The following is a 12,007-nucleotide window of genomic DNA, read 5'->3' as shown; positions in this document are numbered from 1 at the left end:
CGCGCTCGGCCTGCCCGACGCGCGCTCATCGAGGCCCTCGCGGACGCTCCGGCACCGCGACGGGCGCCTCTACGCGACGGACGCCGCCCCCAACTGCCGCCGCGCGTCGCCGCGGCGGTGGACGCGATCCGCCGCGACCTCGCCGCGGCGCCGTTCCGCGCGCCCGACGCGAACCGGCTCGCCGAACTCGGCCTCACCCCGAAGCTGCTCGCGGCGCCGCCGCCGCGGGCGCCCTGCTCAAGGTCGGCGACGGCATCGTGCTGCTGCCCGGCGACGATGCCCGCGCCGCCGCTCGGCTCGCCGAACTCGACCCGCCGTTCACGCTCAGCGAGGCCCGCCGCGCGCTCGGCACCACCCGCCGCACGGCCGTCCCGCTGCTGGAACACCTGGACGCCCGCGGCTACACGACCCGCGTGGACGACCTGCGCCGACGCTGCCGCGAACCCGGAGGGAAACCATGACCGTCACCGCCGAACGGCTCACGCGGTACGCGCACGGCGGCGGCTGCGCCTGCAAGATCCCGCCCGGCGAGCTGGAGGAGGTCGTCGCCGGGCTGACCGCCGCGCCCCGCGACCCGAACGGGGAACTGCTCGTCGGGCTCGACACCGGCGACGACGCCGCGGTCGTCCGGATGCCCGGCTCCCCGGACGCGGTCGTCGCCACCGCCGACTTCTTCACCCCCGTCGTCGACGACCCGTACGACTGGGGGCGCGTCGCCGCCGCGAACGCCCTCTCGGACGTGTACGCCGTCGGCGGGCGCCCGCTCGTCGCCGTCAACCTGCTGGCCTGGCCGCGCGAGGTCCTGCCGTTCGACCTCGCGCGGGAGGTGCTGCGCGGCGGCCTCGACGTCGCCGCGCTCGCGGGCTGCCACGTCGGCGGCGGGCACAGCGTCGACGACCCCGAACCCAAGTACGGCATGGCCGTGACGGGCGTCGCCGACCCGGACCGGCTGCTGCGCAACGACACCGGCGCCCCCGGGGTGCCGCTCACGCTCACCAAGCCGCTCGGCGTCGGCGTCCTGAACAACCGGCACAAGGCGACCGGCGAGGTGTTCCCGCAGGCCGTCGCGGCGATGACGGCGCTGAACCGGGACGCGTCCGCCGCCGCGCTGCGCGCGGGCGCCCGCTGCGCGACCGACGTAACCGGCTTCGGGCTGCTCGGCCACCTGTACAAGCTCGCCCGCGCGTCCGGTGTGACCGCCGCGGTCGACGCGGCGGGCGTCCCGTACCTGGACGGCGCCCGCGACGCCGTCCGGGACGGGTTCGTCAGCGGCGGCACCCGCCGCAACCTCGGCTGGGTCGCCCCGCACACCGACTTCGGCGCCGCCGACGAGGACACCCGGCTGCTGCTGGCCGACGCGCAGACCTCCGGCGGCCTCCTCGTCGCGGGCGAACTCCCGGGACACCCCGTCATCGGCGAACTGCTCCCGCCCGGCGAACACCCCCTCGTCGTCCGCTAGCCCCCCGCCGCGATCCGCCGCGATGTTGATCTGCGGCGTGTTGCCCTTATAGGCGCCCGAGTTAGGGCAACACGCCGCAGGTCAACGAACCTCGGTGCCCGTCTCGTCCGTGATGCCCGCCCGGCGCTGGTAGTCGCGGACGAGGTCGAGGAGCGCGGGTCCGCGCGGGCGGCGGCCGGGGCGGATGTCGCAGGTGAGGGCCTTCGCCTCCTGGATGTGGGTGTTCGGGTCCAGGGAGAGGTGCAGGAGCTCGTTCGCGGCGTCGCCCTTGCTGTAGCCGTTCGGGCCCCAGTGGTAGGGGAGGCCGATCTGGTGCAGTGGACGGCCGTCCACCACGAGGGGCTTCATCCGTTCGGTGACGAGGACGCGCGCCTCGACGGCGTTGCGGCCGTTCACGATCGTCGCCCAGCCGCCGTGCGCCAGGTTCCGTTCGGCGGCGAGCTCGGGGGAGACCTCGCAGAAGAACTCCGGCTGGAGTTCGGCCAGGTACGGCTGCCACCGGGACATGCCGCCCGCCGTGTGGTGCTCGGTGAGACGGTACGTCGTCACCACGTACGGGAACACGTCGGCGCCGGGGGCGTCGCCGCTCGGCTGGTACCGGTTCGCGGGGTGCGGCGGCAGCAGGTGCCGGACGGGATTGTGCTGCTGGGCGTACAGGACGTTCGTGAACGGCGACTCCTGCGGCTCGTAGTGCGTCGGCAGGGGACCGTCCATGAGCCCGGCCGGGGCGTACAGCCACGCCTTGCCGTCGGCCTGCATGATGAACGGGTCGTTGCCCGCGAGGGCGTCGGGGCCGGTGGAGCCGTGCGGCGGCCGGTAGTCGGGCGCCTTGTCGGCGGTGAAGTCGGGCACGTCGTGGCCGGTCCACTTGCCTTCGGCGGCGTCCCACCAGACGAGCGCCTTGCGTTCGCTCCACGGGTTGCCGTCCGGGTCGGCGGACGCCCGGTTGTACAGGATCCGCCGGTTCATCGGCCACGCCCAGCCCCACTCGGGCGCCACCCACGACTGGTCGCGGCCGGGCTTGCGGCGGGCCGGCTGATTGACGCCGTCCGCGTAGCACCCCGTGTAGATCCAGCAGCCGGACGAGGTCGACCCGTCGTCCTTCAACTGCGTGTAGGACGACAGCGGGTTCCCGTCGCCGTCGTACCCGTTGATCTCGGCGAGGACGGCTTCGGCGTCGGGCTCGTCGAGGTCGCCGTGCGTCGGGTAGTCCCAGGTGAGGTCGAGGACGGGCCGGTCCATCTCGTCCGTGGAACCGGCGAGGCGTTCGCGGATGCGGCGGCCGAGGTGGTACATGAACCACAGGTCGCTGCGGGCGTCCCCGGCCGGGTCGACGGCCTTGTGGTGCCACTGCAGCATCCGCTGGGTGTTGGTGAAGCTGCCGTCCTTCTCGGTGTGCGCGGCGGCGGGCAGGAAGAACACCTCGGTGCCGATGTCCTCGGTGCGCAGTTCCCCGGTCTCGATCTCCGGGCCGTCCTTCCACCACGTCGCCGACTCGATCAGCGAGAAGTCGCGGACGACGAGCCAGTCGAGGTTCGCCATGCCGAGGCGCTGCACCTTCGCGTTGGCGGAGCCGACGGCGGGGTTCTCGCCCATCAGGAAGTAGCCCTTGCAGACGCCGCCGATCTGCGCCATCGCCGTCTCGTACGTGCTGTGCGAGCCGGTCAGGCGGGGCAGGTAGTCGAAGCGGTAGTCGTTGTCCGCGGTGGCCGCGTCGCCCCAGTACGCCTTCAGCAGGCTCACGAAGTACGACCGCATCTCGCCCCAGAAGCCCTTCTTCGCCGACTCGCCCTCGACGAACCGGTCCAGGTCGAGGTCCGGGTGCGCGTGCGGCATCGGGATGTACCCGGGCAGCAGGTTGAACAGGGTCGGGATGTCGGTGGAGCCCTGGATCGACGCGTGCCCGCGCAGCGCGAGGATCCCGCCGCCCGGACGGCCCATGTTGCCGAGGAGCGTCTGCAGGATCGCGGCCGTCCGGATGTACTGGACGCCCACCGAGTGCTGCGTCCAGCCGACCGCGTACGCGAACGCGGTCGTCCGGTCGCGGCCCGAGTTGTCGGCGATCAGTCGACACACGTCGAGGAACCGGTCGGCGGGGACGCCGGTGATCCGCTCGACCGTCTCCGGGGTGTAGCGGGCGAAGTGCCGCTTCAGCACCTGGAACACGCACCGCGGGTCCTGGAGCGTCGGGTCGCGCACCGGGTCGCCCTCGCCTATGCCGGGGCCGCCCGATCCGGCCGCCTCGCCGTGCCCGGACTTCGCCATCCCCCGCACCAGAGCCCGCCTCGTACGCCTGGTCGCGCTGCCCGGACGCCGCCTGCACCTGCATCCCCTCGTACTGCCAGGACGACAGGTCGTACGTACGGTTCTCCGCGTCGAGGCCGGAGAACACGCCGTCGAGGTCCTCGGGGCCGCGGAAGTCCTCACCGAGCAGCACCGACGCGTTGGTGTAGTTCACCACGTAGTCGTGGAAGTACTTCTCGTTCTCCAGGACGTGGTTGACGATCCCGCCGAGGAACGCGATGTCGCTGCCGGCGCGCAGCGGGACGTGGACGTCCGCGAGCGCGCTCGTCCGCGTGAACCGCGGGTCGACGTGCACGACCTTCGCCCCGCGCGCCTTCGCCTCCATCACCCACTGGAACCCGACCGGATGGCACTCGGCCATGTTCGAGCCCTGGACGACGATGCAGTCGGCGTTCTGCAGGTCCTGCTGGAAGGTGGTGGCGCCGCCGCGTCCGAACGAGGTTCCCAGACCGGGAACGGTGGAGGAGTGTCAAACGCGCGCCTGATTCTCGATCTGCACCGCGCCGAGCGCGGTGAACAGCTTCTTGATCAGGTAGTTCTCCTCGTTGTCGAGGGTGGCGCCGCCGAGGCTCGCGACGCCCAGCGTGCGCCGCACCCGCAGGCCGTCCTGCTCCCACTGCCAGCCGTCCCGCCGCGACTCGATCACCCGGTCGGCGATCATGTCCATCGCGACGTCGAGCTCCAACTCCTCCCACCCGGTGCCGTGCGGGCGCCGGTACAGGACGCGCTGCTCGCGCGCCGAGCCGGTGGTGAGCTGCAGGCTGGCCGACCCCTTCGGGCACAGCCGTCCCCGGCTGACGGGCGAGTCGGGGTCGCCCTCGATCTGCGTGACCTTCCCGTCCTGGACGTACACGTCCTGGCCGCAGCCGACCGCGCAGTACGGGCAGACCGACTTCACCACCTTGTCGGCGGTGTTCACCCGCGGGTCCAGGTTCGCGCTCGTCCCGCTCTTGACGGACGCGCCGCGCCCGAGCGGGTCGCCGTCGGAGAACTGGCGGTAGACGGGCCACGCGTCGATCCACTGCCGGACGCCCATGCCGCACCGCCTCTCGTCTCCCGGCGTCACCCGGATGCAGCGTCCTCGTACCCGGCACCCGCCCCTCAAACACTCCGGGTCGCCCGGACGCCGCGATCCCCGCGTTCAGCGGCCCGCGAACGCCGCGAGGTGCTGCGAGATCGGCTCCGGGCGCCCGTTGTTCTGCACGGCCGACGCGGTGATGACGTCCAGGTGCTGGTAGCCCGGCGCGACGACGTCGCCCGGCCGCGGGTCGCGCGCGCCCAGGCCGTCCCCGGCCTCCAGGTTCAGCGTCGGGTTCGCGCCGATCCCGCCGGTGTGGACGGCGCCGTCGGCGATGCCCGGCGCGTCCGCGAGCGCGATGTCGGCGATCAGCTTCGTGGGGAAGTAGTGCTCCGTGAAGTCGAGCGGATGCTCCGACAGGCTGCGGGCGAGCTGCCCGATGTCGGTGACCTCGTCGGCGGCCGTCGTGAACGGCCCGCCGTGCTCCGACTCGTATCCGGGGTCGTCCGGGGCGCCGACGAGGTCGAAGTTCCGCCACGTGTACAGCGGCCCGTCCGGGGTGTCCGGGACGGCCTTCTTGCCGAGCAGCGTCGCGAGCCCGCCGAGGCCCAGCCCGTCCAGGTTGTTCGGCGCCGGGAACTCCTTGTCGACGACCTTCCCGCCGTCCCAGAACCCCACGCTGGCCTGCATGAACGCGAGCGGCTGCGAGTTGTCGTCCAGCAGGCCGCCGAGCGCCGCCGCGTTGGTGAACCGGAAGTCGCGCACGGTCGGGGTCCCGGCGGCGAACGTCGGATAGTCCTTGGCGAACAGCAGGCGGTACGTCGTGTCGGTGTTGAAGCCGGACGGGACGTACGTCGCCAGGTCCGACAGGCCCTCGGGGGAGAGCCGCGCGGCGAGGCCCGCGATGGCGAGCAGGTTCATCGTCTCGGTGTTGACGACCGCCGGGGCCGACAGCGCGCGCGGGACGACCCCCGCCTCCAGGCCCACCCGGACGACCCCGGCACCGAGTTCGACGAGCGGCACCATGTCCGCGGGGAAGCCCTCCATCCCGAGGATGCCGGTGTCGATGCGGGTGTCGAGTGCGAAGTAGCCGCCGCACTGCTCGTACCCGGCGTCGCGGGTGGTCGCGGGGTTCCCGTCGAAGTCCCACATCGCGAAGTAGGCGGTCAGGACGCCGCCGAGCGAGTGCCCGCCGCACATCACCTTCCGCTTGCGCACCGCCTGGTCGGGCAGTTCCCGCACGAGCAGGTCGTACTGGTCGCGGACCGTCTGCTCCAGCCCGACGTGCTGCAGCCACTTCACCTGGTCGTTCGTTCGGTACCCGGCGAACGTCCGGCCGTCGACCTCCCGCTGCCGGTAGTAGTAGTCGACGGCGAGGTGGACGTCCCCGGCCGCGAGGCCCGCCTGGATCCCGGTGGGGTCCTCCAGGCAGTTCGACCGCCGGTCGAGCGCCCAGAACTCGATGTGGTCGCCGTTCGCCGCCGCCTTGTGGACGGTGTTGCGGGCGAGCCCGTCGAAGGACCCCGCGCCCGCGAAGATCCCCGGCTGCGCGACGAGGACCCGGTCCGCGTCCGCCGACGCCGCGGGCCCGTCCGCGTGCCGGTACCGCAGGTAGGACAGCCAGTCGCACTCCTCGGGACGCGGCCCGGCCGACTCCGGCAGCGGCACCTTCACCCGCACCACCGACTCCACGACGTCGGTGACCGGCGAGGTCGACGCGACGGCCGTCTCCGTCCGGGCGCCGTCGCGGGCGGCGGCCGGGGGAGCCGCCAGCGCGGCGGCGGCGAGCACGACGGCGGCGATCGCGCGCGCGCGTCCGGAACAACGGGGAACGGGCGGCCGGGCGTCGCCTCATCGCGCTCTCCTCGGGGAGGTGGTCGATGAATCGACAATGAACGCCGCCGCGCGCCGGAGATAGTCTCCCGGCGCACGATTCGACGCCCGGCCGTTGTGCGCCCCCGCCAAACGGGACGCCTCAGCCCAGCGCCGCGGCGCCCGCCTTCGCCACGAGTTCGGCGTACTCGGCGAACTCGGACGGCGTGAGCGCACGCCCGTACACGGCCGCCGTCAGCCGGTCCGTCGCCCGCTCGGCCTCCTCGCGGCGGGCGGCCGCGGACGGATCGGCGGCCGCGCCGTCGGCGACGTCGCGCCAGCCGAGGAACCGCGCCCGGTCCGGGCCGCCGTCGGCCAGGACCGTCTCCAGCGGGTCGAGACCGGCGGCCGTCGTCGCGCACAGGTGCAGGGCGGCGCGCCACTCCCGCAGGACGTGCAGCCGCTGCATCACCGCGGCGGCGCCGCCGTCGGCGGTCGCTCGGCGCGCCAGCCGCAGAACAGCGGCAGGCCCGAGCCGTCGGCGGCGTCGATGACCCGCCCGGCCAGCTCGGCGAGCCGGTCGGCGGCGGCGCGTCGAGGCCGCCCAGGTGGTCCTCGCCCCACTGCGCGCAGGACCGGCCGTACCGGCGGGCGGCCTCGCGGGCGCCCGCGACGGCCGTGCCCTCGTCCCACATGGCCCGGACGACGCCCGGCTCGAACCAGCCGAACGCGGCGGCCACCACGCTCGCGTCGGCGTCGCCCAGCACCCCGCCGCGTCCGGCGAAGTAGAACGCGAACGGGTTGGCGTATCCGGCGTCCTTGCCGCGCGCGGCGGTCACCGGGTCGAGCATCCAGGCCGACCCGATCGCGTGCACGGTCCGGTCGACGGTCGGTACGGTCTGGTCGAGGTCGGTTACGGTCGGTTCGCCCACGGCGCGGCACCCTTCCCACATGAAACCGAATGGCCTTCGGTGTGGGAGCGTAGCGGACGCCGCAACGACCGCCGCGCGGTCAGGCCGTGCGGTCGCGGCGGGCGCGCTCCGGGCGGAGCACCGCGGACGTCTCGGCCGAGTCTCGGCGCTCGCAGGCCTGCCCGAACTCGGTCAGCGCGTCGATGAGCCGGCCCCGGGACGTCGGCGACATCTGCGCCAGCACCTCGCCGACCGCGGCGCGGCGGCGCCGGGTCAGCTCCGCGTGCAGCCGCTCGCCCTGGTCGGTGAGCCGCACGATGATCTCCCGCCGGTCGGCCCGCGCGGTCTCGCGCACCACGAGCCCGGCCGCCTCCAGCCGGTCGCACAGCCGGCTCGTCGAGGACGGGATCGCGCCGAGCTCGTCCGCGAGCCCGCCGAGGTTCGGCCGCCCGAACCGCGCGATCGCCTCCACCGCCCGCAACTGGATCGGCGACACCGCCGGTTCCAGCCCCTGGTCGGCGCGGCTCCACAGCAGCGACGCCGTGCTCAGCATCCGTTCGACGGCCGCCGTGGCGTCGCCCGCCCCGGTGCCCGTCCCGTCCGTCGCGTGCTCGTCGGCCGGCGGCTCCGGTCGTCGCTGAGTCACACCCTCGCCTTTCCGAAGCTCCTGCCCGGGCGATAGCCACGATACGCCTCAGCCGGGTCCCCGCCGGGACGGACCGGGACCGGTGCGCAACCGGTCGATCAGCTCGCCGAGCGCGCCCTCCGACACCGGGTCGTCCCAGGTCCAGAACGGGACGGTGCGCAGATGGCGGCCCTGCGGGTCGAGGATCTGCCCGGCCAGTTTCAGCTGCCACAGCCCCACCGCGCGTCGGTGATCGTGAGCTGCGGGAAATCGCGGCGCAGCGCCGTCTCGAACGACTGGATCCGGTCGGTCGAGCGCAGCCACACCACGAACAGTACGTTGTCGGCGCCGGACAGTGAGGCGCACATCCGCGTCTCCCGCAGCCCGGCGATCCGGCCCGCCAGCCGCGCCACCTCGTCGGGCGGCGCGCTCGCCCACAGGTACACCGTCACCGGCCAGCCCGACAGCGACCGCGCGACCTCGCACCGGTACATCAGCGCGCCGCCCCGCTCCATCCGCGCGAGGCGCCGCCGGACGGTCGCGGGGCTGAGGCCCGTCCGCTCCGCGAGCCGCGCGACCGGCTGCCGGCAGTCCTCGACGAGCAGCCGCGCCAGTTCGCGGTCCGCGGTGCGCAGCGGCCGGTCGCCGGGCTCGTGCGGCCGGTCGCGCACCAGCGCGTCCCGCTGCCGCGCGTCGAGCCGGTCCAGCCGCCACCGGCTGCCCTCCGAGTGCAGGGTCGTCGCGATCTGGGTGCGGGTCGCGGTGACGCCCGCCAGCCGTCCCAGCCGGAACCCGACGTACCGGGCCAGCTCGGCGTGGTCCCGCAGGACGACCGTCACGATCAGGTCGCGGCCCCCGGTGACGTGTTCGAGGTTGAACACGTGGGGGTCCTCGACGAGCTCGGCCGCGACCTCGTTCAGACGGCCCGGCGCGCAGTCGACCTCGATGAACGTCACCACCGGCGTCATCCACTCCACCGCGACCGGGAAGCACGCCAGCCAGGCGAGCCCGGCGCCGGTCAGCCGCGCCCAGCGGCGCGCCGCGGTGGAGCCGTCCACGCCGATGGCCGCGCCGATGCGGCGCCAGTCGGCGCGCGGCGCGGTCTGCAGCGCGGTGACGAGCAGGTGGTCCAGTTCGTCGAGGGTGCCCGATGTGTGCATTCGATCCGAGTGAAGTGGCGGATATCGGCAGGTTACGGCCGGTTGAACGGTGTGAACCGCACCATACCCGCATGTCGATCCGTGAAGACGCCGCCGAGCTGGGCGAAGAGCTGACCGTCCTGCGCCGCGACCTGCACCGCGAGCCGGAGCTCGGTCTCGATCTGCCGCGCACCCAGGAGAAGGTGCTCGCCGCCCTGGACGGCCTGCCGCTGGAGATCACCACCGGCAAGGCTCTGACCTCCGTGACCGCCGTGCTGCGCGGCGGGCGCGGACGGGACGCGGGGCCCGGCCGTGCTGCTGCGCGGCGACATGGACGCGCTGCCCGTCCAGGAGGACACCGGCCTCGACTACGCTTCGACGATCCCCGGCCGGATGCACGCCTGCGGCCACGACCTGCACGTCGCCGGGCTGGTCGGCGCCGCGAAGCTGCTCGCCGCCCGGCGCGCCGAGCTGCCGGGCGACATCGTGTTCATGTTCCAGCCCGGCGAGGAGGGCCAGGGCGGGGCCAAGATCATGATCGATGAGGGGGTGCTGGACGCGGCCGGCGAGCGCGTCGGCGCCGCCTACGCCCTGCACGTCTTCTCCACCGGGCTCCCGCAGGGCATGGCCGTGACCCGCCCCGGCGCGATGCTCGCCGCGTCCGACGCCGTCCACGTGACGGTCCGGGGGAAGGGCGGCCACGGGTCGTCGCCGCACGCCGCCAAGGACCCGGTCCCCGCGCTCGCCGCCATGGTCACCGCCCTGCAGACGATGGTGACCCGCGACCTGGACGTCTTCGACCCCGCGGTGGTCACGGTCGGGTCCGTGCACGCCGGAAGCGCCGCCAACGTCATCCCGGAGTCGGGGACGCTGGACGCGACCGTCCGGTCGTTCTCCCCGGACGCGCACCGCAAGGTCCGCGCGGGGATCGAGCGGGTCGTGCGCGGCGTCGCCGAGGCGCACGGCGTCGAGGTCGACCTCGACTACGTGGAGCAGTACCCCGTCACCGTCAACGACGGCGCCCAGGCCGCGTTCGCGCTGGACACCGCCCGCGACCTGCTCGGGGACGACCGCGCCTTCGAGATGCCGCGCCCGTTCAGCGGCTCCGAGGACTTCTCGTTCGTCCTGGACCGGGTCCCCGGCGCGTTCGTCGGGCTCGGCGCCTGCCCCGCCGACCGCGACCCCGCCACCGCCCCGATGAACCACGCCCCGCAGGCCGCCTACGACGACGCCGTCCTGCCCGACGCGGCCGCGCTGCTCGCCGAGCTGGCCGTGCGGCGGCTGGCCCGAGGGGAGGCCGCGTGACGGCCACGGCCGACGCCGCGAAGGAGCCGGACGGCGCGCCGCCGATCGCGTCCGTCACCGCCGTCGTCGGCGTCCTGGTGATGTTCGAGCTGGTCAGCGGCTTCCTGCAGGCGGGCATCGCGCCGATCCTGCCGGCCATCGCCGACCTGCACGGGGTGTCGGACTCCGCGGTGACGCTCGTCGTCGCCGTCCAGCTGCTCGCCTCCGCGGTCTGCGCGCCCGCCTTCGGGCGGCTCGGGGACCTGTACGGGCACCGCCGGATGCTGCGGATCGCGCTGGTGTCCACGGCGATCGGGTCCGTGCTGGTCGCCGCCGCGCCCAACTTCGTGATCCTGCTGATCGGCCGGTTCCTGCAGGGCGCGCTCGTCGCGCTGCTGCCGCTGGAGATCTCGCTGGTCCGCGACCGGCTCCCCGTCGACCTCGCCCGCCGCGCGATCGCGCGGCTCGTCGCCGCGCTCGTCCTCGGCGGCCTGCTCGGCGCCGTCGGGATGGGCGTCGCGGTCGAGGCGTTCGGCGACGTGCGGGTCGCGCTGGCGATCCCGGCGGTCCTCGCGGTGATCTGCGTGCCGGTGTCGATGGCGTTCGTCCCCGAGTCGGTCACCCGCGCCACCGGGCGGATCGACCTGCCCGGCATCGCGCTGCTCGGCCTCGGCGTCGTCGGCGTCCTCGCGGGCGTCACGCTGGCCGCCGAGATCGGCTGGGGGAACGCCGGCACGCTCGGCGCCCTCGGGGCCGGGCTCGTCCTGCTGGCCGCGTGGACGGTGATGGAGCTGCGGGTGCGGGAGCCGCTGGTCGACCTGCGCGCCATGGCCGGACGGCACGTCGCGCCCTATTACTTCGCCTCGTTCGCGTTCGGCATCATCTACTTCGGCAGCCAGTCGCCGAACTCCACGTTCATGGCCACCGATCCGGACGAGGCGGGCTACGGGTTCGGCATGTCGGCCCTCGGCATCTCGATGGTCATGCTGCCCGCGCTGCTCGCCAGCATGGTGGCGTCGGCGGGCGCCCCGCGCATCGCCGCGAAGATCGGCTACCGGGTCACGCTGATCGCCTCGTTCGGTCTCGTCGCGGCCGGTTCCGCCTGGTTCGTGGTGTTCCACGAGCACGTGTGGCAGCTGGCGGGCGGGCTGGTGGTCGCGGCGCTCGGCATGGGCGCCGCGCTGAGCGCCATGCCCACGGTGATCGCCGAGGCCAGCGACCCCGCCCACACGGGCGTCTCGACCGCCCTCTACAACAACGTCAAGACGGTCGGCGGCGGTGTCGCGGGCGGCGCCTTCGGCACCGTCCTGGCGACCGCGGCGGGCTCGGAGAACCCGAGCGAGGGAAGCTACATGACGGTGTGGGTGGTCTGCGCCCTGTTCGCTTTCCTGGCCGCCGCGCTCGCCTACGTCGCCGGGAGCGGCAAGCAGCGGGCCTGAGGACGGGACGGGGCCC

11 protein-coding genes and 2 pseudogenes are annotated in these 12,007 nt (G+C 74.0%); 4 read left to right on the top strand and 9 right to left on the bottom strand.

Going from position 1 to position 12,007, the window contains the following annotated elements:
* A partial coding sequence (locus BJF79_RS52380; protein ID WP_187357147.1) for a SelB C-terminal domain-containing protein occupies positions 1 to 461 on the top strand: 461 nt, incomplete at its 5' end.
* Positions 458 to 1,459, top strand: a complete 1,002-nt coding sequence (gene selD, locus BJF79_RS45010) for a selenide, water dikinase SelD (RefSeq protein WP_075906756.1) — start codon at positions 458 to 460, stop codon at positions 1,457 to 1,459. The genes BJF79_RS52380 and selD, both read left to right, overlap by 4 nt.
* A gap of 81 nt (positions 1,460 to 1,540) precedes the next feature.
* On the opposite strand, the pseudogene fdh reads toward selD, so the two are convergent.
* The 9 genes and pseudogenes from fdh to BJF79_RS64555 all read right to left on the bottom strand — a co-directional run bounded on the left by fdh (position 1,541) and on the right by BJF79_RS64555 (position 9,600).
* Positions 1,541 to 4,799, bottom strand: a pseudogene (gene fdh, locus BJF79_RS45005) (formate dehydrogenase).
* Positions 4,800 to 4,904: 105 nt separating this feature from the next.
* On the bottom strand, positions 4,905 to 6,572 hold the full coding sequence (locus BJF79_RS44995) for a hypothetical protein (RefSeq protein WP_262403512.1): 1,668 nt from the start codon (positions 6,570 to 6,572) through the stop codon (positions 4,905 to 4,907).
* 184 nt (positions 6,573 to 6,756) lie between these two features.
* A complete protein-coding gene (locus BJF79_RS52375) occupies positions 6,757 to 7,062 on the bottom strand; it encodes a hypothetical protein (protein ID WP_143220938.1) in 306 nt (101 codons plus the stop codon).
* Positions 7,062 to 7,217: a hypothetical protein gene (locus tag BJF79_RS56750; protein ID WP_158079498.1), complete on the bottom strand. Its 156-nt coding sequence runs from the start codon at positions 7,215 to 7,217 to the stop codon at positions 7,062 to 7,064. Before BJF79_RS56750 ends, BJF79_RS52375 begins: the two co-directional genes overlap by 1 nt.
* Before the next feature lie 32 nt (positions 7,218 to 7,249).
* Positions 7,250 to 7,444 (bottom strand): annotated as a pseudogene (locus BJF79_RS67990) (helix-turn-helix domain-containing protein); the annotation flags it as partial.
* Between the two features lie 160 nt (positions 7,445 to 7,604).
* A complete protein-coding gene (locus BJF79_RS44985; RefSeq protein ID WP_083734720.1) occupies positions 7,605 to 8,150 on the bottom strand; it encodes a MarR family winged helix-turn-helix transcriptional regulator in 546 nt (181 codons plus the stop codon).
* Between the two features lie 48 nt (positions 8,151 to 8,198).
* On the bottom strand, positions 8,199 to 8,369 hold the full coding sequence (locus BJF79_RS64560; protein WP_262403511.1) for a hypothetical protein: 171 nt from the start codon (positions 8,367 to 8,369) through the stop codon (positions 8,199 to 8,201).
* Entirely contained in the window at positions 8,351 to 9,289 is a 939-nt protein-coding gene (locus tag BJF79_RS44980) for an Lrp/AsnC family transcriptional regulator (RefSeq protein ID WP_262403510.1), read from the bottom strand. The genes BJF79_RS64560 and BJF79_RS44980 overlap by 19 nt, the downstream gene beginning before the upstream one ends.
* A gap of 32 nt (positions 9,290 to 9,321) precedes the next feature.
* Positions 9,322 to 9,600, bottom strand: a complete 279-nt coding sequence (locus tag BJF79_RS64555) for a hypothetical protein (RefSeq protein ID WP_262403509.1) — start codon at positions 9,598 to 9,600, stop codon at positions 9,322 to 9,324.
* Here BJF79_RS64555 and BJF79_RS44975 point away from each other — a divergent pair.
* Positions 9,581 to 10,573, top strand: a complete 993-nt coding sequence (locus BJF79_RS44975; RefSeq protein ID WP_262403508.1) for a M20 family metallopeptidase — start codon at positions 9,581 to 9,583, stop codon at positions 10,571 to 10,573. The genes BJF79_RS64555 and BJF79_RS44975 overlap by 20 nt on opposite strands.
* A complete protein-coding gene (locus BJF79_RS44970; protein ID WP_075906753.1) occupies positions 10,570 to 11,991 on the top strand; it encodes an MFS transporter in 1,422 nt (473 codons plus the stop codon). The genes BJF79_RS44975 and BJF79_RS44970 overlap by 4 nt, the downstream gene beginning before the upstream one ends.
* Positions 11,992 to 12,007 lie beyond the last annotated feature (16 nt).

The sequence above is a fragment of the Actinomadura sp. CNU-125 genome (assembly GCF_001942465.1).
Lineage (GTDB): Bacteria > Actinomycetota > Actinomycetes > Streptosporangiales > Streptosporangiaceae > Spirillospora.
Note: the sequence above shows the minus strand (reverse complement) of the source record. Positions and strands in the feature narration are given on the sequence as shown.

Coding starts and splice junctions, on each gene's coding strand:
- BJF79_RS64555 (WP_262403509.1), bottom strand. CDS start 9,600: ATGTCGCCGCGCAGCAGCACGGCCGGGCCCCGCGTCCCGTCCGCGCCC.
- selD (WP_075906756.1), top strand. CDS start 458: ATGACCGTCACCGCCGAACGGCTCACGCGGTACGCGCACGGCGGCGGC.
- BJF79_RS44980 (WP_262403510.1), bottom strand. CDS start 9,289: ATGCACACATCGGGCACCCTCGACGAACTGGACCACCTGCTCGTCACC.
- BJF79_RS52375 (WP_143220938.1), bottom strand. CDS start 7,062: ATGCAGCGGCTGCACGTCCTGCGGGAGTGGCGCGCCGCCCTGCACCTG.